The organism is Paraburkholderia sp., from assembly GCF_036488795.1.
GTDB lineage: Bacteria > Pseudomonadota > Gammaproteobacteria > Burkholderiales > Burkholderiaceae > Paraburkholderia.
In genome coordinates, this window is the sequence record NZ_DASXHA010000053.1 from 1 (window position 1) to 19,419 (window position 19,419).

21 protein-coding genes, 1 tRNA gene and 1 pseudogene are annotated in these 19,419 nt (G+C 62.8%); 12 read left to right on the plus strand and 11 right to left on the minus strand.

Annotated features, from left to right (window positions below):
• Positions 1 to 7: 7 nt before the first annotated feature.
• Positions 8 to 1,066, minus strand: a complete 1,059-nt coding sequence (locus VGH41_RS06490) for a sigma-54 dependent transcriptional regulator (RefSeq protein WP_331596530.1) — start codon at positions 1,064 to 1,066, stop codon at positions 8 to 10.
• 407 nt (positions 1,067 to 1,473) lie between these two features.
• Between VGH41_RS06490 and VGH41_RS06495 the strand changes: the two genes are divergently transcribed.
• From VGH41_RS06495 to otsA, 5 genes are all read left to right on the plus strand, one after another.
• Positions 1,474 to 1,791, plus strand: a complete 318-nt coding sequence (locus VGH41_RS06495) for a DUF883 family protein (RefSeq protein ID WP_331596531.1) — start codon at positions 1,474 to 1,476, stop codon at positions 1,789 to 1,791.
• Positions 1,792 to 1,854: 63 nt separating this feature from the next.
• Positions 1,855 to 2,115 carry a hypothetical protein gene (locus tag VGH41_RS06500; protein ID WP_331596532.1) on the plus strand — a complete coding sequence of 87 codons (261 nt, stop codon included), beginning with the start codon at positions 1,855 to 1,857 and terminating at the stop codon, positions 2,113 to 2,115.
• A 321-nt stretch (positions 2,116 to 2,436) separates the two neighbouring features.
• Positions 2,437 to 3,843 carry a sigma-54 dependent transcriptional regulator gene (locus VGH41_RS06505; protein ID WP_331596533.1) on the plus strand — a complete coding sequence of 469 codons (1,407 nt, stop codon included), beginning with the start codon at positions 2,437 to 2,439 and terminating at the stop codon, positions 3,841 to 3,843.
• A gap of 481 nt (positions 3,844 to 4,324) precedes the next feature.
• A complete protein-coding gene (locus VGH41_RS06510; protein ID WP_331596534.1) occupies positions 4,325 to 4,537 on the plus strand; it encodes a hypothetical protein in 213 nt (70 codons plus the stop codon).
• A gap of 199 nt (positions 4,538 to 4,736) precedes the next feature.
• The gene (gene otsA / locus VGH41_RS06515) at positions 4,737 to 6,161 is read left to right on the plus strand and encodes an alpha,alpha-trehalose-phosphate synthase (UDP-forming) (protein WP_331596535.1); all 1,425 of its coding nucleotides are present in this window, start codon (positions 4,737 to 4,739) and stop codon (positions 6,159 to 6,161) included.
• 175 nt (positions 6,162 to 6,336) lie between these two features.
• Here otsA and VGH41_RS06520 read toward each other — a convergent pair whose 3' ends face one another.
• From VGH41_RS06520 to VGH41_RS06545, 6 genes are all read right to left on the minus strand, one after another.
• On the minus strand, positions 6,337 to 6,918 hold the full coding sequence (locus tag VGH41_RS06520) for a hypothetical protein (RefSeq protein ID WP_331596536.1): 582 nt from the start codon (positions 6,916 to 6,918) through the stop codon (positions 6,337 to 6,339).
• 170 nt (positions 6,919 to 7,088) lie between these two features.
• On the minus strand, positions 7,089 to 8,561 hold the full coding sequence (locus VGH41_RS06525; RefSeq protein WP_331596537.1) for an MFS transporter: 1,473 nt from the start codon (positions 8,559 to 8,561) through the stop codon (positions 7,089 to 7,091).
• 136 nt (positions 8,562 to 8,697) lie between these two features.
• Positions 8,698 to 9,201: a YbhB/YbcL family Raf kinase inhibitor-like protein gene (locus VGH41_RS06530; protein WP_331596538.1), complete on the minus strand. Its 504-nt coding sequence runs from the start codon at positions 9,199 to 9,201 to the stop codon at positions 8,698 to 8,700.
• Positions 9,202 to 9,338: 137 nt separating this feature from the next.
• Entirely contained in the window at positions 9,339 to 9,785 is a 447-nt protein-coding gene (locus VGH41_RS06535; RefSeq protein ID WP_331596539.1) for a DNA mismatch endonuclease Vsr, read from the minus strand.
• Positions 9,785 to 11,014 (minus strand): DNA (cytosine-5-)-methyltransferase, encoded by a 1,230-nt coding sequence (gene dcm, locus VGH41_RS06540; protein ID WP_331596540.1) that lies wholly within the window; start codon positions 11,012 to 11,014, stop codon positions 9,785 to 9,787. Before dcm ends, VGH41_RS06535 begins: the two co-directional genes overlap by 1 nt.
• 285 nt (positions 11,015 to 11,299) lie before the next feature.
• Positions 11,300 to 11,617: a hypothetical protein gene (locus tag VGH41_RS06545; RefSeq protein WP_414696613.1), complete on the minus strand. Its 318-nt coding sequence runs from the start codon at positions 11,615 to 11,617 to the stop codon at positions 11,300 to 11,302.
• Between the two features lie 155 nt (positions 11,618 to 11,772).
• Between VGH41_RS06545 and VGH41_RS06550 the strand changes: the two genes are divergently transcribed.
• Both VGH41_RS06550 and VGH41_RS06555 read left to right on the plus strand, forming a co-directional pair.
• Positions 11,773 to 11,964, plus strand: a complete 192-nt coding sequence (locus VGH41_RS06550; RefSeq protein WP_331596550.1) for a CsbD family protein — start codon at positions 11,773 to 11,775, stop codon at positions 11,962 to 11,964.
• 293 nt (positions 11,965 to 12,257) lie between these two features.
• A complete protein-coding gene (locus tag VGH41_RS06555) occupies positions 12,258 to 12,962 on the plus strand; it encodes a glutathione binding-like protein (RefSeq protein ID WP_331596542.1) in 705 nt (234 codons plus the stop codon).
• 88 nt (positions 12,963 to 13,050) lie between these two features.
• On the opposite strand, the gene VGH41_RS06560 is transcribed toward VGH41_RS06555, so the two are convergent.
• Positions 13,051 to 14,799, minus strand: a complete 1,749-nt coding sequence (locus tag VGH41_RS06560; protein WP_331596543.1) for a tetratricopeptide repeat-containing glycosyltransferase family protein — start codon at positions 14,797 to 14,799, stop codon at positions 13,051 to 13,053.
• 65 nt (positions 14,800 to 14,864) lie between these two features.
• Between VGH41_RS06560 and VGH41_RS06565 the strand changes: the two genes are divergently transcribed.
• Positions 14,865 to 15,371 (plus strand): hypothetical protein, encoded by a 507-nt coding sequence (locus tag VGH41_RS06565; RefSeq protein ID WP_331596544.1) that lies wholly within the window; start codon positions 14,865 to 14,867, stop codon positions 15,369 to 15,371.
• Between the two features lie 218 nt (positions 15,372 to 15,589).
• Here the strand turns inward: VGH41_RS06565 and VGH41_RS06570 are convergent, their stop codons facing one another.
• Positions 15,590 to 15,841, minus strand: coding sequence for a hypothetical protein (locus VGH41_RS06570; protein ID WP_331596545.1), 252 nt, complete (start codon positions 15,839 to 15,841; stop codon positions 15,590 to 15,592).
• Between the two features lie 455 nt (positions 15,842 to 16,296).
• Here VGH41_RS06570 and VGH41_RS06575 point away from each other — a divergent pair, with 455 nt between their 5' ends.
• The 3 genes from VGH41_RS06575 to VGH41_RS06585 are packed head-to-tail and all read left to right on the plus strand — an operon-like array spanning position 16,297 to position 18,049.
• Positions 16,297 to 16,629: a DUF4148 domain-containing protein gene (locus VGH41_RS06575; protein WP_331596546.1), complete on the plus strand. Its 333-nt coding sequence runs from the start codon at positions 16,297 to 16,299 to the stop codon at positions 16,627 to 16,629.
• Between the two features lie 47 nt (positions 16,630 to 16,676).
• Positions 16,677 to 17,066: a hypothetical protein gene (locus tag VGH41_RS06580; protein ID WP_331596547.1), complete on the plus strand. Its 390-nt coding sequence runs from the start codon at positions 16,677 to 16,679 to the stop codon at positions 17,064 to 17,066.
• Complete coding sequence (locus VGH41_RS06585; RefSeq protein ID WP_331596548.1) at positions 17,063 to 18,049, plus strand: alpha/beta hydrolase; 987 nt, start codon at positions 17,063 to 17,065, stop codon at positions 18,047 to 18,049. Before VGH41_RS06580 ends, VGH41_RS06585 begins: the two co-directional genes overlap by 4 nt.
• On the opposite strand, the gene VGH41_RS06590 is transcribed toward VGH41_RS06585, so the two are convergent.
• Positions 18,046 to 18,252, minus strand: coding sequence for a hypothetical protein (locus VGH41_RS06590; protein ID WP_331596549.1), 207 nt, complete (start codon positions 18,250 to 18,252; stop codon positions 18,046 to 18,048). The two genes, VGH41_RS06585 and VGH41_RS06590, sit on opposite strands and share 4 nt — an antisense overlap.
• Positions 18,253 to 18,464: 212 nt before the next feature.
• Positions 18,465 to 18,539: transfer RNA gene (locus tag VGH41_RS06595), tRNA-Arg, on the minus strand.
• Positions 18,540 to 18,755: 216 nt separating this feature from the next.
• On the opposite strand from VGH41_RS06595, the pseudogene VGH41_RS06600 reads away from it, so the two are divergent.
• Positions 18,756 to 19,419, plus strand: a pseudogene (locus tag VGH41_RS06600) (site-specific integrase); the annotation flags it as partial.

The window sequence follows — 19,419 nt, forward strand, 5'->3', positions numbered from 1 at the left end:
GCGCGCCTTAGGGCTCGCTTTCCTCCGCTGCTTCGTCGCTGCCGTAGGTGCTGAGCCGGTTGTAGAGCGTCTTCAGGCTGACGCCGAGCGCCTTGGCCGCTCGTCGTTTATCGCCGCCACAATACTTCAGCGTGCCGAGGATGATCTGCTTTTGCGCGTCAGCAAGCGGCGTGCCGATCCACACGCTCATCGCGTCGCCTTGGGTCACCGCTTTCTTCACGCGCGAGGCGAGATGAGGATGCGGCAGCTCGACCGTTTTCTCCGCCAGAATGAACGCGCGATACACCGCGTTCTTCAGCTCGCGCACATTGCCGGGCCACGACCACGTGCGCAGCGTGTCGATCGAGCGCTTGCTGAAACTCTTGTTGGTGTTTTCCTGCGTGTTCAGCGCGGCGAGGAAATGTTGCGCCAGCAGCTCGCGGTCGCCGTCGCGTTCGCGCAGCGGCGGCGCGCGCAGCGGAAACACCGCGAGCCGGTACATCAGGTCTTCACGCAGACCGTTTTCCTTCACCGCGACGGCCGGGTCGCGGTTGGTGGCCGCGATCACGCGCACGTCGCCATGAATGAGCTCGTTGCCGCCGACCCGATAGAACGTGCCGGTCTCCAGCGCGCGCAGTAGCTTCACTTGTCGCACCGGCGCCATTTCGGTGATTTCGTCGAGAAACAGGGTGCCGCCATTGGCATGCTCGAAGTAGCCAATGCGCCCTTGCACCGCACCCGTGAAGCTGCCTTTTTCGTGGCCGAACAATTCGGCTTCGATCAGCTCGTCGGGAATTGCGCCGCAGTTCACTGCAATAAACGGCGCATCCCTGCGCGCACTTTGATCGTGGATCGTGCGTGCGATGAGTTCCTTACCCGTGCCGGATTCGCCGATGATCAAAGCGGTCGCGTCCGTCGACGCAACACGTCCGATCTGATCGTACAGATCCAGCATCACTGGCGACGAACCGTACAGCAGACCATATGACTTCAGCCCCGCGATGCCGTCCGTCGCGCGCGGCTTTCCTTGTGCCGCCGCGTCGCCGCCGGAGGCAACAGAGGGAGAGTCCAGATCGATTGACGCCATAACCAGGTTGTCCTGTGCAAGTGTGTTCGATAGTGCTGTGCGGGCCAGCCAAGACGATCGGCCCAGCTTGTGCACTATCGCATAAAAGTCGATTTAACCACTGGCTCGTGGTGCACTGCAATCCGAGGTGCGCTTGGTAGAACCCTCAACGTTTGCGCAACTCACGGGTCCAAGCAGGATCACACCATGAATCTGGCCGGGTTGCGCAGTGCTTCGGCAATATTGACCGTCGCAAGGCGAACGAATCGGCATGTTTGCCGTGGTGTGCCGGTTGCAATGCTGTGTGTGCAAGCATTCGTCTGCCGATTATCAGGTATGCCGTTTGCGGCACCATCACTTTCGCGGCGCGACGTACTCGCTGTGTCGTCGCACTGCAAAACTGACTCAGGAAAACACGGGAGCGGCGAATGACTCAAACCACACAACAGCTTGAACTCGGTAAGCAGAAGATCGTGGATGATTTACGCGTGCTGCTGACGGACTCGGAGGAAATGTTGCGGCTTGCCGCGAATGTGCCGGGCGAAGGCGTAGGTGTGCTGCGTGAGCGTCTCGGCACACACGTCGAATCGCTGCAAGCGGCGCTCGGCGATGCGCAGGATGCCGCGCAACGGCGCTACCGCGTGGCAGCCCTCAATACCGAACGCTATATCCGCCATAACCCGTGGCAGGCCGTCGGCATCGCTGCGGGTATCGGCTTTTTGGTGGGCGCACTGGCGGCCCGCTGAGCACCCGATGCAAGCGACTGGTTCCAGCACGTCTATAACTGCATACGATAAGGAGGATTAACCATGGCTAAGCCCAGAATTGGTATTTTTGGCGCACTGGTGGCCGTCGGCGGTCTGATAGCGCTGCGTTGGGCGCAAAAGCACCGGGCGGCACAGGCCCATCTGGAGCGCGATCTGAGCCGCTGGGAAGGCGAGGGCGGCGCGGAGGTCGTGACGGCTCAAGCTGCGCCGGCCACTGCCGCCAGCGCGACGCCCGCGACGGCGACCAACGGCGTGAGCCACCCGAATGGCAAGGGCGAAGCATGGCCGTTTCCGCACAGCTGAGCGGGGCGTCAAGGGCCTCGGCCGCACGTGACCGGGCGAGCATTTCGTCTATGCGGAAGCGGGGCCAATATTACAGTTTGTCCCAATAAAGCCGTACAATAAGTTTCCGCAGAACAATCAGGCCATTTAGCGCTGCGCGACACGCTCATTGTTGCGCGCATGCTCTAAATGAGAACTCGCGTAGGAGCGGGCAAAGCACGCTACGTTAGTGTGCCCTTGCATCGCAGCGCGCCGCATGCACGGCGCCCCTGCGCCCCGGCAGTTTCTTCGTGCCTTTGCGCATGCCATTCACAACCAGAACTTTCGGGCTTTCGAGACGCGATGCCACACGTATTGATTGTCGATGACGACGCCGATACCCGCGAGGCGCTTGCCGCCATCATCGGAGAAGACGGCCTCACGACGGCCACGGCCGGCGACCTGCGCGAAGCGCGCATCCAGCTGGTCCGGCAGATGCCGGATGTCGTATTTACCGACCTGAAGCTGCCGGACGGCAGCGGGGTCGATCTGTTCGAGGACCTCGATCCGCGGTCGGGCGTCGAGGTGATTGTGATTACCGGCCACGCCACGGTGGAATCGGCCGTCAACGCGCTGAAGATGGGCGCCACCGACTATCTGGTGAAGCCGATCAACATGCAGCGCGTGAAGGCGATTCTGTCGCGCCTGCCGCGCGCCGGCGACCTGAAGGCTGAAATCGGCACGCTGCGCGGCGAATTGCGCCGCATGGGCCGCTTCGGGTTGATGCTCGGCAATTCGCCGGCCATGCAGGAGGTCTACGACCAGATTGGCCGGGTCGCGCCCACGGCGGCTTCGGTGATGCTGGTCGGCGAGTCGGGCACCGGCAAGGAAGTCGCCGCGCAGACCGTGCATCAGTTGAGCTTGCGTCGCAAGCATGCGTTTCTGGCAGTGAACTGCGGCGCCATTTCGCCGAACCTGATCGAATCCGAAATGTTCGGCCACGAGCGCGGCTCGTTCACGGGCGCCGACCGGCAACACAAGGGCTATTTCGAGCGGGCCAATGGCGGCACGCTGTTCCTCGACGAAATCACTGAAATGCCGATCGAGCTGCAGGTCAAACTGCTGCGCGTGCTGGAAACAGGCATGTTCATGCGGGTGGGCACGACGCGGGAGATCGAGACCGACGTGCGCCTGATTGCGGCCACCAACCGCGATCCGGAGCAGGCGGTGCTCGAAGGCAAGCTGCGTCTGGACCTTTACCACCGCCTGAACGTGTTTCCGATCAGCCTGCCGCCGCTGCGTGAGCGTGGCAAGGACGTCGAGCTGCTCGCCCAGGCCTTCCTCGACGACCTCAACGAGCGCCACAGCACGCGCAAGCACTTTCCCGCCGCGGTCAAGGACATGCTGCTGTCGTACCCGTGGCCCGGCAATGTGCGCGAGCTGAAGAACTACGTGCAGCGCGCGCACATCATGTCGAGTACGGATTCCGATAGCACGGCCACCGTGCCGTTGCAGATCACGCTGTCGAAACCGGCGGCCGGCACCGCAATCACCATTCCGTTCGGCACCTCGCTCGCGGAAGCGGACCGCCAGTTGATTCTCGCCACGCTCGAACAGTGCGGCGGAGTCAAGACGCGCGCGGCGGAGATACTCGGTATCAGCCTGAAAACGCTGTATAACCGCCTCGTCGAATACGGCAATGACGCGGCCCGCGCCGACGAGGGCGATGCCTCGGACGAGTCGCGGGCACTGGGCGGTGCCGACGTCTGACGCGCCGCCGCGGGGCGCATGTGCCCGGCATAGGCCTTGCTGCGCTTCAGGCGAACGCAAACGAGGAGTCCTTATGCCGTACCATGCCCCCGTTTTTCTGCGCGACCCGACTGCTTCGCTCGACCCTCTGTCCGATCTCCCTGGCGCTGTTAGCGCGCATCGTCCCGAACCGACCGACCCGCCGTTCGAACCCGATCCACCACCGGATCCCGCCCGCGAACCTGGTGAACCGCCCGGACCGCCGATCGGCGATCCACCGCCCGGACCCAACGGAGTGCCGCATATTTCCCGCGGTACGGTTCCGCGTATTTTGAGTTGAATCGCGGCAGCACGAGTCGTGCCCCGCTATGGGTAGCGCAAGCAAATTGATGTACTTGTTACAAAAGGGATGACGGTTTTACCGGCAAATTGCCGCTGTCAGCCCTAGACTATCTTCAGGCCGTCCGCTCGGGACGGCGGGCTTCCACAGGAGGCATCGATTATGAGACACCCGGCACTGCGGCGCTCCGCGCGCCATTCGAAGCGCGATTCGCGCCCCGGCAGCGGAACAGGCGGCCCACCGGTGGGGCCGGATCCCGCCGGACAGAACCGCGTCGCTCCGGATGCACCGCCAGACGGCGAACACAACCAGGGCGGCGTGCGCCCCGAAGGTCTCGAATACCAGCGCGATCTCGGCTCCGAACAGGACGCCTGAAGGCGCCTGAGCGATTTCACAACCGCGTTCTAAAGCGGAAGATTCTTTTGCAGCAAGGCCTGCGCGCGGCAGGTTCTTGCTCGCCTGTCACATTTGCATACATTTTCCTTCCGGCCGATTTAACAATACGGCACGCGACTTGCATGCACCAAGCCGGTACATCCCCGCGTGCAACGTCAACTGATGAGGTGGAGCACCAATGAGCAGATTGATCGTGGTATCGAATCGCGTCGCGCCGACGCAGGAAGGACGCCCCGCAGCAGGCGGCCTTGCGATCGGTGTTCTGGACGCGTTGAAGGAAACCGGTGGCGTATGGTTTGGCTGGAGCGGCGAGACGGTGTCCGAGTCGGCACCGCCGGTCATCGAAAAGCAGGGCAACGTGACGTACGCGACGGTGGGCCTCACCAAGCGCGACTACGATCAGTATTACCGCGGCTTTTCGAACGCAACGCTATGGCCGACTTTTCACTATCGCAACGACCTGTCGCGTTTCGATCGTCAGGAGTACGCCGGATATCTGCGGGTCAACCAGACGCTCGCGAAGCAGTTGAAGGAGATGGTCAAGCCCGATGACATCATCTGGGTGCACGACTATCACCTCCTGCCGTTCGCGCGCTGCCTGCGCGATCTCGGCGTCAGGAATCCGATTGGCTTCTTCCTGCATATCCCGTTTCCAGTGCCGGAAGTGCTGCGCAGCGTGCCGCCGCACGAGGAACTCGTGAAGGCCATGTGCGCGTATGACGTGGTGGGTTTTCAGACCGACGCGGACCGTCAGTCGTTTGTCGACTATATCGAACGCGGCCAGCACGGCACTTCCAGCGAAGACGGCATGGTGCACGCGTATAACCGCTTCCTGAAGGTCGCGGCCTATCCGATCGGCATCTATCCGGACGCCATTGCCAAAGCGGCCGAACAGTTTACCGACCGCAAGCCGGTGCGAAGTCTGCGCGACGGCATGCGTGGCCGCAAGCTGATCATGAGTGTGGACCGGCTCGATTATTCGAAGGGGCTAGTCGAGCGCTTCCAGGCATTCGAACGTCTGCTGCTCAATGCACCTGGCTGGCATGGCCGCGTATCGCTGGTGCAGATCGCACCGCCTACGCGCTCCGACGTGCAGACCTATCAACGGATTCGTCAGACGCTTGAAGGCGAAGCCGGGCGCATCAACGGCCGCTTCGCGCAGCTCGACTGGACGCCAATTCAGTATCTGAACCGCAAGTACGAGCGCAATCTGCTGATGGCGCTGTTCCGGCAGTCGCAAGTGGGTTATGTGACGCCGTTGCGCGACGGCATGAATCTGGTGGCCAAGGAATACGTGGCCTCGCAGGATCCGTCGGATCCGGGCGTGCTGGTGTTGTCGCAGTTCGCGGGCGCGGCCGAACAGCTGCCCGGCGCGCTGGTGGTGAATCCGTTCGATCTGTCGCAGATGGCCGAAGCGCTGGAGCGCGCGCTGTCGATGCCGCTCGCCGAACGCCAGGCGCGCCATGCGGACATGATGGCGCCGCTGCGCGAAAACAATCTGTCGGTCTGGCGCGATACCTTCCTCGCCGACCTGCGCAATGTCGCGACCGCTTCGAAGGTGACGGCCAAGGCGGTAAAGCTCGCGGACGTGACGGCGACGTAATCCGCTGAACGGCGCGGCGCGAAGCACCGCAGAAGGCACCTTCGCCGATGCTTCGCGTACGCCGTCACGTCAGATCCGGACAGGGCGGGTCAGCTTGATCGCCTGCGTGTTTCGCGCGCAAAAGTATCGCCACGGCGGCCCGATCGGCCGCCGTTTTTTATGGCGCGCCGTCTCGCTACACGGGCTGCTGGTTCAGCTCGCCGAGCGGCACCGGCGTCGTGGTCGGATCGAAGTCCGCCCACCGGCCTTGCTGCCAGTGACCGGACGCGCGCTCCAGATCCGTGCCGCCCGCTTCGCGCAGCACGGCGGCCGCGTCGCGCTGATTGCCCTCGCAGACATGCACCGCGACCAGCACGCCCGAATCGCGCCACTCGTGATGGACGATCTCGTGATGGACAGTCGTGCTTCGGCGCTGATGCACGAACACGCCGACCCGCGCACCGAGCCATGCGCCGATGCCCGCCGCCAGCACGACGACCGGCAGCGACGCGGCAAACGCGGTGAAGATTGCCACACCGGCAACCGCGCCGGCGACTGCGCCCAGGGTGGCGCCCAAAGTCGCGCCATGTGCATTGCCGGGCGGAGCGGTGCCGGCTGTGCGCAGATCATGCGCGGCCGCATGACGTCCATGCTGACCGCGTGGATTGACGAAGAACAGGTTGACGTCTTCCTCGACGAAGCCGCGCTGGAACAGCTGCTGCGCGGCGGCTTCGGCGGCGGGGAAGGTGGTGAAGCGCCCGGCGACGATGAGTGACATGGGGACCCCCTCGGCATCGTTCAGAAGCCATGCAGGGAAGAACAGGGACGCCCGCACCGCGCACCATGCATCAGCAAGCTCGGGACGCCGCGCGGGTATGTCTTAGACCGCCGCGCGCGCCGCAAGTGCGGTCAATCTCCGCCAAAATCCAGACTGCTGAACCTCGTTTCTCAAGCGGCTACGGGACTGGCGCGCTGCATCACGCGCAAGGTGCTGACCACGGAGGCGACCGCCGCGAAGCACGCGGCCACATACAGCGCGATGGTCGGGCCGTGTTGCGGCGCCACGCCGAAGATCAACGCGACGAGTGCGGCGCCGAGGGTCTGGCCGCTCAGGCGCGCGGTCCCGAGCATGCCGCTCGCGCCGCCGCTGCGCGAACGCGGAGCAGAAGACAGAATGGTGCGATTGTTGGGCGACTGGAAAATGCCGAAGCCCGCGCCGCACACGGCCATGCGCCATGCGATATCGAGCGGCTGCGGATGCGCGCCGAGCGTGGCGAGCAGCAACAAGCCCACGGTCAGCGCCACCAGCCCGATGCCGCCCAGCCAACCCGCCGACAGACGGTCCGACAACACGCCCGACACGGGCGCGGCGATCACGATGACGAGCGGCCATGGCGTCATCAACAGACCGGTTTGCACCTGCGTCAAGCCGAGCGTGTCTTGCAGCATGAACGGCAACGACACGAAGGCCAGCATCTGCGCGGCGAACGAACAGACCGAGGTGCCGATTGAAAGCGCGAACACCGGAATGCGCAGCAGGTCCACCGGCAAGAGCGGCGCCGGCTGCCTCAGCTGACGGCGCACGAAGAAATAGCCGATCACGATGGCGCCGAGTGCCTCGGCGCTGACGTAGATCCAGCGTTCGCCGTGGCCGAGGCCGTCGACGGCGAAAATCAGCAAGCCGAACACGAATGCATTCATCACGGCGCTCAGATAGTCGTAGGGCGCCTTGTGGCCGATATTGCGTGGCAGCGCCTTCAGGCCGCTGGCGATGGCCGCGATGCCAATGGGTACGTTGATCGCGAAGAGCCAGGGCCACGCGGCGACCGCGAGCACGCCTGAGGCCACGGTCGGACCGACCGCCGACGACACCGCCACCACCATGGCGTTAATGGCGATGCCGCGGCCGAGCTGCGCAGACGGATAGATATTGCGCACCAGAGCCGTATTCACGCTCATGATGCCTGCCGCGCCGAAGCCCTGAACCATGCGCGCGAAGGCGAGCGTCGGCAGGGAAGACGACAGCGAACAGCCTAGCGAGGCCACGGTGAACAGCATCAGGCCGCCGAGATAGACGCGCCGGTAGCCGATGCGATCGCCGAGCGACGCGAGCGGCAACAAGGAGATGGTGACCGCGAGCTGGTACGCGTTGATGACCCAGATCGAAGCCGCGCCGCTTGCATGCAGATCGCGCGCGATGGTGGGTAGCGCGACGTTGGCAATCGCGCTGTCGAGCACGGCGAGAGTGAGACCGAGGATCACGACGAGGATGGCCCAGTAGCGCTGCGGCAGCGGCAGGCCCAGCTCGGGTTCGGGGCCCGGCCCAGTTCCAGGCCCAGCGGCTGTGGGTTGGCTGGCGCGAGCGGTGCCCGCCTTGTTCGATGAATGCGAATCGTCGTTACCGGAAGCGTGTGCTTGCATCGTAATTGTGTGTGAATGACTGCTGCGGGCGCAGGCACGAACGTCTGTGCACCCGGTCTCCTGAAGGTCTTACGCGGCAGCGTCGAAGCGCGCCTCGGGCGTGGCCCGACACTGCCTTGGGTGGTTCGACGCGCGATTACTTCAGCTCGTACAAGCCCGTGTGCGTGGTCGAATCGATCTCGTTGAGATGCGTCATGAAGCGCGCCACGGCGTTGGTCGTGTCCGCGCTGATCGGCAGATGGGCGACCTTCAGCGCGTGCAGGCGAAAGATGAAGCGGTGCGCCTTGTCGCCGCGCGGCGGCGCGGCGCCGCCGAAGCCGACCGTGCCGTAGTCGTTGCGCAATTGCAGTGCGCCTTTCGGCAGCAGGCTGCCGTCGGGCTTGCCGGCGTTGCGCGGCAGCGAGCGGGCGTCGGCGGGAAGATTGACCACGACCCAGTGCCAGAAGCCGCTGCCGGTGGGCGCATCGGGGTCGTGGACCGTGAGGGCGAAGCTTTGCGTGTCTTCCGGCGGGGCTTCCCACTGCAAGGCGGGCGAGATGTTTTCGCCATCCACGCCGAATGCCTTGTCGTCGTATTCGTGGGCGCGCGGCATGAAGCCGTTGGTGGGAAAGTCGTCGGACCAAAGACGGAAATCAGCCATCGTATGCCTCCTGAAGGACGGTTCTCAGATGGGCCGAGCTGCCGGCATAACGGACCTGCGGACAGACCGGGTGAGCCAATCGAGTGTATCACCGGCAGCGCGTTCGATTGCTCGAAACGGGCCGCGCTGCCGGCTTCTCAAGCGCGCTCTTCAAGCTCGGCGGCGTCGCTGCGCAGCCACGTTATCAGCCGTTGCAGCACGCCTTCGAGATCCCGGTTGGCACCACGCAATGCGCATTCCCAGACTACCGCGACGCGCCATCCGGCGGCGAGCAATGCGGCGCGCGCTTTCGCGTCGTTGGCGCGGTTGCGGCCGATCTTGTCGCGCCAGAACTCCGGGCGCGTTTGCGGCCATTTGAACAGGTGGCAATCGTGCCCGTGCCAGAAACAGCCGTGCACGAACACCACGGCGCGGTAACGCGGCAGGACGATATCGGGACGGCCCAGCAGATCGCGCGCATCGAGCCTGAAACGGAAGCCCTGACGATGCAGCAGGCTGCGGATCAGGATCTCCGGTTTGGTGTTGCGTCCGCGAATACCGGACATCATCCGGCTGCGCGTGGCGGCGTCGACGATATCGACCATCAGGCCAAGGTCTTTACATGCGGCAACATGATTCGCGCGACTTCCCGCATCACGGGCATCACCACGCTATTGCCGAACTGGCGGTAGGCCTGGGTGTCGCTCACGGGAATCCGGAAGGTGTCGGGAAAACCCATCAGGCGCGCGCATTCACGCGGGGTCAGGCGGCGCGGACGCTGTTTCTTGCCTTGATCGACGAGGATTTCCGAGCCGTCCTTGTGATACCGCGCCGACAGCGTGCGCGTGACGCTATCCGGATACGCCATACCGAAGCCGAAGCCATTGCCCGCCGCACGATGCTTCTCCGCGTAATTCTGCAGATAGGTCCACAGACCCGGCGTCAGCGTGTATTTGGGCTGGACACGCTTTTTCGCGTGATCGAAGAAGCGGTCTTGGTCCCACGGCAATACCGGCTCGCTGCCGTCGGTGCGATGCAGGATCGCGCCGAGGCGTGGCCCGACGGCGGGCAGCTGCAGATCGTCCCACGAGAAAGCCGTCTTGCCGCGAAAGCCGACAATGATGATCCGCTCGCGGTGTTGCGGTGTGAAATGCCGGCCATCCACCACGCGGTAGTGCACTTCGTAGCCCAGTTCGTCGCGCAGCGTCTGCAGGATCACGTCGAAAGTGCGGCCTTTGTCGTGCGACAGCAGATTTTTGACGTTCTCCAGTAAAAACGCCGCAGGGCGCTTCGCGGCGATGATTCGCGCAACGTCGAAAAAGAGCGTCCCCTGGGTGGCGCACTCGAACCCGTGCGGTCGGCCCAGCGCGTTTTTCTTGCTGACACCCGCAATCGAAAACGGCTGGCAGGGAAAGCCGCCGAGCAGGATGTCGTGGCCCGGTACTTCATTAGCGGGAAACGAAACGATGTCGCCGATAAACGAATGGTCCGCGGCATAGTTCTCCAGATAGGTCTTTTTGGAGAAGTCGTTCCATTCGCTGGTGAATACGCAGGCGCCGCCTTGCGCCTCGAAGCCCATACGGATACCGCCGATGCCCGCGAACAGGTCGATGAAGCGGAACTTCGCCGCCCCGTTTGCGCCCGTCTGCTTGCCGTTCGCGCCGCCGTGCAGCAGATCGCGCAGCGCGGGTTCGAGCATGGCGGGACAGGGTGTTTCGCCCTTTTCCCAGCGACGCACGGTCTTGATGTCTTTGCCCACGTGGGCTGCGATTGCTCGCTGGGTGAAGCGGGTGCGCGCCTGTTTGAGCAGCTCGAGCGGTGGGGCCTGGGTCACTAGCAGTCCTTGCTGGGGATTTTTGCGGACATTATGACCTGAGGTTGTCCCTTTTTTCCAGGAATAACGGTAGGGACGAGCGAAATCGACTCGGTCGAGGGCGAGCGGAGAGGGTTAGATCGAAGTCTGACGGGTTGCGAACGACACAATGGATTGATAGGCTCAATCCAGTGACGCTATCTCCGCGTTACGGTGTGTTCAAGCCGCGACCCAGGTCCGCGGCTTTTTTTTGCCGGTAGAAACGACAACCTGCGGTAAAGGAGGGCTTCCTGCCGGGAGCCCTCGTCAGGCGCGGTTTCGCTGCGCCGTCCGATGACCTTCGTGCGCGGCCAGCGGCATGGCATTCCAGATGGGCAGGGAATCGGTGGAGTCGAACACGTCGAGTTGCAGAAGCAGGCTGTCCACCGCGCACAGTTGCGCATTGGTCAGGTGCCCGGTGTCCAGCAGCGCGTGCAGACGCTTGCGCCAGTAGGTTGCCGGCAGGATCGGACCACCCAGATCGCCGTACAGGGACGGCTGCATGACGCGCCGGATGTGCGCGATATCCTGATCGATTAGCGTGGCTAACATGTGGTGGTTCGGCCCGTTTGGAATGTGGTCCATTACTCGCTAACGGCAGGAAAGATATTGACTTTAGGGTTTCCTTAAAAAATATTTCCGACCCTCATGGGCGGAATGCCTGGCTGGGCACATCCGTTGCGTATGAGGGAGGTACTGGCGCATTTTCGCGCCGGCATTCCACAAGCACGGAGTTCATGATGAACAAAGACCAGGTGAAGGGCGTCGCGGAGAAGGTCAAGGGTAAGGTCAATGAGACGGTGGGCAAGGCGACCGGCGACAAGGCCCAGGAACTCAAGGGCGATCTGCAGCAGGGCGCGGGCGAAGTCCGCAAGGCTTATGGCGACGGCAAGGAACAGGCGAAGGACAACGCCAAGCGCAACGCGCCGTAACGGCTGGTTCGCTGTTGGCGGGAAAGGCGCTGCGGCGCCTTTCTTGCATTTGCGGCAATGCGTTTTGCATGGCCGCTAGCTGCTGGGCACTTTCAGACATGCAACGTCTGCCGCCTTTCCGCGAGTCCTCCGAGGTCCCATGCCGCCCAGCCGCAGGGCCGTCCACGAGCAAGAAAAGTTATGCCGATGCGTTTATATTGAGCGCTTTGCTCGCCGCCTTGACTGATCAGCCGGATCAGGCCCGAAGGCGGTGCCGTTGATCTTGCTCCAGCCTGAATCGCTAAAGGGCCTTTATGAACGACCTTTCCGTGTTTCCCATTACGGCCAAATGGCCTGCCCAGCATCCCGAGCGCCTGCAGCTCTATTCACTGCCCACGCCGAACGGCGTCAAGGTTTCGGTGATGCTCGAGGAAACCGGCTTGCCGTACGAACCGCATCTTGTGCGCTTCGACGCGAACGACCAGATGTCGCCGGCGTTTGTTTCGCTGAACCCGAACAACAAGATCCCGGCCATCATCGATCCCAATGGTCCGGACGGCAAGCCGCTGGCGCTCTTCGAGTCCGGCGCGATCCTGATCTATCTTGCGGAGAAGACCGGCCGGTTCATCCCAAGAGATGCCGCCGGCCGCTACGAAACGATTCAGTGGGTGATGTTCCAGATGGGCGGCATTGGCCCGATGTTTGGCCAGCTAGGCTTCTTCAACAAGTTTGCCGGCAAGGATTACGAAGACAAACGTCCCCGCGACCGTTACGTCGCGGAATCGCGGCGCCTGCTCGGCGTGCTGGAGCAACGCCTCGCGCAGCGCACGTGGATCATGGGCGACGACTACACGATCGCCGATATGGCGACCTTCCCGTGGGTGCGCAACCTGATCGGCTTCTATGAAGCCGGCGAGCTGGTGGGCTTCGCGGATTTCCCGAACGTCAAACGCGCGCTCGACGCGTTCGTCGCGCGTCCGGCCGTGGTGCGAGGACTCGATATTCCCAGCCGGAACTAAGCTGGCCGGCAGGATAGTGTGGCCAGCGGCGCGCGGTCGGGCCGCTGGCTGAGCGTCCTTACGCGTGCTTGGGGCTTTTCAGGCACGCCTAAGATGCCGCGATCGCGCTGCCGGCGTGTGCGGCATGTACGGCGAGAGCGGCACGTACCGCTTCGACCACGCTGGTCCAGTCGCCCAGGGCCGGCTGACGAAACAGCCGTGCGCCCGGATACCACGGGCTGTCATTGCGTTCGAGCATCCAGCGCCAGCAGGTATCGAAACGATTCAGAATCCACACCGGCTTGCCTAAGGCGCCCGCGAGATGGGCCGTCGCGGTATCGACGGAGATCACGAGATCGAGGTTGGCGACGAGGGCCGCGGTGTCGGCGAAATCGGAGAGTTCCTCCGTGTAGTCGACGATGTGCGCGCGAGGCTCAGCCGCTTGCGCCAGTTGCTGCGACGGCGGCCCCTTCTGCAAGCTGTAGAACTGGACATGCGGGACGTCCAGAATGGGCCGCAGCGTGTCGAGGGTAACGGAGCGCCTTGCATCGTTCTTGCGGAGTTCCGCGATGTGCGGACGATTGCCGCCCGCCCACACGAGGCCTACTTTCAGACCACGATTTGCGCGGTTTGCCGGGTCGTGCGCGAGGCGCTCGCCCCAGGCTTGCGATGCCCGCGCGTCAGGCGTCAGATAGGGCGTCTTGCCGGGGATGCTCGCGACTTCTGTTTTGAACGCGAGCGGCAGACTGAGCAGCGGACAGTGGCAGTCGAAAGGCGGCAACGGCTGGCCTTGTTCGATCAGTTGCGCCACGCCATCCAGCGTGGCGAGTAGCCGTATCAGCTCACGCGGTACCTCGAGGATGACTTGCGCGCCCAAGGCCGACACCATCGACGCATACCGGCAGAACTGCAGCGTATCGCCCAGGCCCTGTTCCGCATGCAGCAGGATCGTCTTGCCGGCAATCGAAAAGTCGCCCAGCCACAAGGGTTTAGCGAAGCCGCGCTGGCTGGCTTTGATCCGCTCGCGCTGCCAGCGCCACTCGTACTTGTGCCAGCCTTCGGTCAGCTTGCCCATCTGCAACAGACAGAGCGCTTCGTTCCAGTGTGTTTCGGCAGAATCGGGCTTCAGCGCAAGCGCGCGCTCGTAGCTCTGCAAGGCCTCGGCGTGCTGATTCAGATCGATCAGCGTGAGGCCGAGGTTGTTCCAGGCATCGGCGAACGCGGGCGCCAGTTCGATCGCGCGCTGGTAGCTCGCCTGCGCATCCTGCGGACGGTTCAGGTCGCTCAACGCGTTGGCGCGATTGCTCCAGGCTTCGGCGTAGTTCGGCTGTAAGGCGATGGCTTGATCGCAACTGGCGAGCGCATCCGCGGGGCGGCCCAGATCGCGCAGCACGCAGGCGCGATTGTTCCACGCCTGTGCCATGTCCGGCCGCAAGCCGAGCGCCCGTTCGAAGCTGGTCAGCGCGTCGGCAGGCAAATTCAGACCGGCCAGCGCGTTGCCGCGATTGTTCAAGGCATCGACAAAATCGGCCTTCAGCGCGAGCGCGCGATTCGCGCTGGCGAGCCCCTCCTGATAGCGGTGCAGCGCGTTGAACGCATAGGCGAGATTCGAGTGAATGGGCGCCTGCATACCGTTGATGGCGACCGCGCGTTTGAGCAAATCGACGCCCTCCTCGAAGCGGCCGCCTTGAAGCGCCAGGGCGCCGAGCAACTGGATCGCATCGAAATGCTTCGGACGTAGCGCGAGAATCTCCCGATACAACTCTTCCGCCTCGGCGTATGCGGCGTTCTGCTGCATGGCCACGGCCTGGCGAAGCATGGTGTCAAGCTGGCGCTGCTGGTTCGCTGTCTTGCTCATAAGGTGCAGTAAGGCTGGGCACGCCGCGACGCGAACGCACGAAGGGCATGCATGATGGGTCTGCCATGTGCCGCCTGACGCACATGATGCAATGCGCGGCGGCCGGGCGAATGGCGGCGATTATCGCCGAAAAGGCCGTGCGGGCGTGCTATGGCGGCGCGACGCCGGGTCAGATGACGGATCCGATAGGGAGGGTCGGCGTATCATGGTCGCAACGAAAAAAAGGAGATCGGACGATGAAATTATGCGGCTCACTTCTGTTGAAGGGCATCGTGGTGTCGGCGTTGGCGCTCACCGCTTGCACCCAGACGGGTCCGGTCGAATTCTCCGCAACCGGTGCGGACGCGCCTGATTCGTCGCGTGCCGACGATATGGATTTCGGGCCCATGGACCATTCGATCGCCGAATGCAAAGCGGCCGCGCAACGGGCCGGGACAGGGCGCTGCGTGAAAGTGCGGGCCTACGAGGCATGTATGAAGACGCGTGGCTACATCACCGTGCTGGGGCCGGAGAATCCCGCCGGGTGCGGGCAGCCGGCGTGGGAGCAGGATGTTCGCAAATGGCTCCAATGACGTTGCAATGACGCGTCGCCGGTTCGGATCTGGTTTGGATATTCCAGATTCCTAACTAATTGAAACCGCTTGACCGCTGATACCACGTCGTTCCACCGCCCCGTCATTGCCTCATGCTCGCCGTCGCGCATCTCGCCTGGCCGACTGTGTCATGCACAGCAAAAGCGTGAGATAGCTGCGCTGCGGATACGACAGCAGTGCGCCCGCTGCGATCACCGCTACGAAACAAGCTGAAGTTCGGTGCGACGCGTTGCCGGCGCCCTGGTACACAGATCGAACTCATCCAGTTCCAGCAGCAGGCTATCCACGGAGCGGAGTTGTGCATTCGTGAGATGCGCGGTGTCGAGGATCTGATAGAGACGCTGACGCCAGTATGCGGAAGGCAAATAAGAGCCGCCCAGGTCACCGTACAAAGCGGGCCGCATTACGCGAGCAATATGCGCGATGCCTTCGTCGATAAACGTATTCATAGGTTTCCCCGTTCTGGCCGGCCGGTCGACATCATTTGACCAGCCGGTATTTTTATTACGTCTGATGAATCATTGTGAGTCTGTCTCGTGCGCGTCCGGTGAACGATCTGGATTGCACTGCATTGCGTTTCGAATCACATGTTGTCGACTCGCCGCATGGATCACACATTACGCGCGGCGCGTGCCACGCAATCAGACGAATACCACGCTTTTTAGGGGCTAATTCGATTGCAGCGGTCCGGGCGGTAACAAGAGCGGCGTGATTGCACGGATGTTTCTATCACCGCATCGCGACGCAAAAAATCCAGCGGTTCGCCCTCGCATTGTGATGTTTGCGACAACAGTGATTTCAAAATTCACGTCTTCATTCCAGGGTTAGCGCCCTCTACACTTCCCTTATTGGCTGCAAGCAAAGGTGTTTGTAGCGCCAGGCAAAACAATGGTTGGAGGTAGTAGTGAAGAACTCGCTCGTTAAGGCTGTTGCAATTGCTGCTCTTTTGGCTGTTCCGGTGGCGTCGTTCGCGCAATCGAATCAACCGGTCACGCGCGCCCAGGTGAAGCAGGAACTGATCGATCTCGAGAAGGCGGGTTACAACCCTGCCACCTCCAATGATTACGACTATCCCGCCAACATTCAGGCTGCGGAAGCACGCGTCGCTGCTCAGAAGAGCGCGGCGCAAACAGGTAGCACCGGCTACGGTCCGGGCGCGAACGGCTCGTCGCAAGCCGGTCAGCGCGCCGAAGTGACGGTGAGCACATACTCGCCGCCGGTCTACGTTGCCCATTGAGCCACAGGATCTGGGTAGCACGCCGGGTGGAGTGTTGAGCCGCCAGCGTGCTGTTGAATACGAAGCATGAAGTATCGAAGCAGGCTCGCTCCCACAAGGGGTGGGTCCGTTTTCCAAGTTTGTCTATTTGGATGAACCTCCACCGCCGTAACCACGGCGGTTTCCGCCCAGCCTCCCTGTCTGGGCGCTTTTTCATTTGCAGTTGCCTTGCTCCCGCCTGTCACTTTCTCCCCGTCATCGCACTGAAGATCACGACCGCTTGCCGCGCTTCGATCCGGTTGAGCGCAGGATTGCAGCATCCGCTGAAAACAAAGCCACAAACTGATATCTTGAGCGTCCCGGCAGTGCGCCGCACCGGGCGCGATTGCGGCCTGGATTTATTCCTGAAGCGTTTTAACGAGGCGAATGAAGCAATGTTGACCAAGGAGTTTCGATGAGCGAGCGCAAGCCGTTTGATCCCGCCGTCCGTCGCCTGCTGGATGAGCAGGCTGCTGCCGCCGGCACGCCACCGCCACCTGCGTCGAACGAGGAGCGGGTCGGCCTCGCGCGCGCATTCATGCTGCGTGCACTGGCGGCCCGCGTGTCGATTGCCGGATTGCCGAACCGCGTGACGACGCGCGAGGTGGAAATTGCGCCTGGTTTGGGTGCGCGGCTTTATCTGCCTGCGGATGTTCAAACGCCGCTGTCGACGCTGGTTTATCTGCACGGTGGCGGTTGGGTCGTCGGCTCGGTCGAAACGGTCGACCCGTTCTGCCGTTTATTGAGCGAGGCGGCGCATGTGGCGGTACTGTCGGTGGAGTACCGGTTGGCGCCGGAGCATCGTTATCCGGCGGCGCATGACGATACGCTGACGGCTACGCGGTGGGCGGCTGAGCATGCGAGCGAGTGGGGCGGCGATGCGTCGCGGATCGCGCTAGGCGGCGACAGCGCGGGCGCCAATCTGGCCGCGGTCACAGGCAACCGGATCTGCGCTGAGAAGGGTGCACTTAAGCTGCGTGCCCTGATGCTGCTTTATCCGGTCACGGATCATCCGGGTGCGGAGCACGCGTCGTGGGCTGAGAATGCGACCGGCTTCGGGCTCGAAGGCAATCTGATGCGCTGGTTCTGGGAGCAGTATGCGCCGGGCGTGTCGCCGGACGATTCGAACGTCGCGCCGCTGCGTCTGCGCGAAATGCCGGCGCTGCCGCCTACTTTGGTGACGACCGCCGGCTACGACGTGCTGCGCGACGAAGGGCTGGCGTATAAGGAAAAGCTGGAGGCGGCGGGCGTCGCGGTGACCCATCTGCACGCGCCGGATATGGGCCACAACTTTCCCGTGACACCGAACCAGGTCATGCGGTTTCCGCAGTGTGTGGAGACTTTCGGCGAGATCGCCGCCTGGTTGAAGGCGACGTTGGCGGATGAATGCCTGGCCGGCTAGTCCGTTATGAAGATCTGAACGGGGTTCGGGCGCGTCAGTTCGAAGCTATGGACGCGTCCTGCCCGAACATCCAGCACCAGACGATCGATGCGTTCGATTTCTTTTAGCTCGGTTTCGACGCTGCCACTCGCCGCGGCCTGGATTTGCGTGAACCAGGTACGGCGTTGCTCCAGTAGATACGTCACCGCGCTTGCGCGCCCCATGAAAAACCGCTCCATTTTCCTGCGTTCGCTGGCCTCAAGCGATGTCTTCTTCAGATAGCAGTCACCTTAGCATGATGATGTCGCGGGGATTGGGGGGCGCAGGAGGTGAAAGGTTGCTGATCTTCGGTGCTGCGGGGGGCAGCAAAAAGCCCGCGGAGCGGGGGGCTGGCGCGGGCTTTGGGGGTTTTCTGGGCGTGCGTGGTCAGGCTGTATGGTCCCCCCGACAGGAATCGAACCTGTATCTAGCGCTTAGGAGGCACTTGTTCTATCCATTGAACTACGGGGAGAGGATAGCTTTAACGGGATGGACCGGAGCCTTGCTGCTATTGGCTTCCGCCTTGTCCCGTGGGCGTTTTCGGCATTTCTGCTTCGTCCTAAGTGAAGCACCGTGACAACCTGTGAACCCTAGTTTATCGCTGCCTCTGCTACACTTTTGCTACAAATTGACCTTGTGGCAGCCAAAAGTGATCTGGCACTGCTACAGCTTCCGAGATCGGGAAAACATGGCTTCAATCCTCCCAGTTGGCAGTCGCTGGCGTGCCCAGGTACGCCAGCGAGGGCAGAGTATAGCAAAGACGTTCAAAACGAAAGGCGCTGCTGAAGCCTAGGCCCGGGAGAAGGAAGTCGAGATCGAAAAGGGACAGAATGCCGTCGACGCGGCGACGGTAACGGTCGGCGAGCTGGTGAAGAAATATCGCGAGATGCGCGGCGAATCTGACCGGGCCATCAAGCCCAAGTCAAACGAGGATTTTATCCTGCAGCGGCTCAAGGATGCGTTCGAAAGTCACTTTGCATCCCGGCTGACAACCCAGCGGATCGTCAAGTTTGCGCAGGACCGGAAGAAAGCCGGCGCCGGCGGCTACACCGTCGACATGGATATCTCCAAACTCGGGACGATGCTGCGCCACACAGCATCGCTGCTCGCACTGACCCTGCCGGATGCGGTCGGCGCGGCGGGGCGCGGCCAACTCTGCACCATCTGCGGCTAATCGACGCCGGCAACAAGCGAGACCGCCGGCCGACAGCCGAAGAGATCGTGAAAATCTTCGAGTGGTTCGCCGAGCGCCCGGAGCGCGAGCAGGCCATGCCGGATCTGTTGCGCGTGGCGATGCAGTGCGCGTTCCGCCGTGGCGAGCTATTCAACCTGCGCCGGGATGATATCGACGC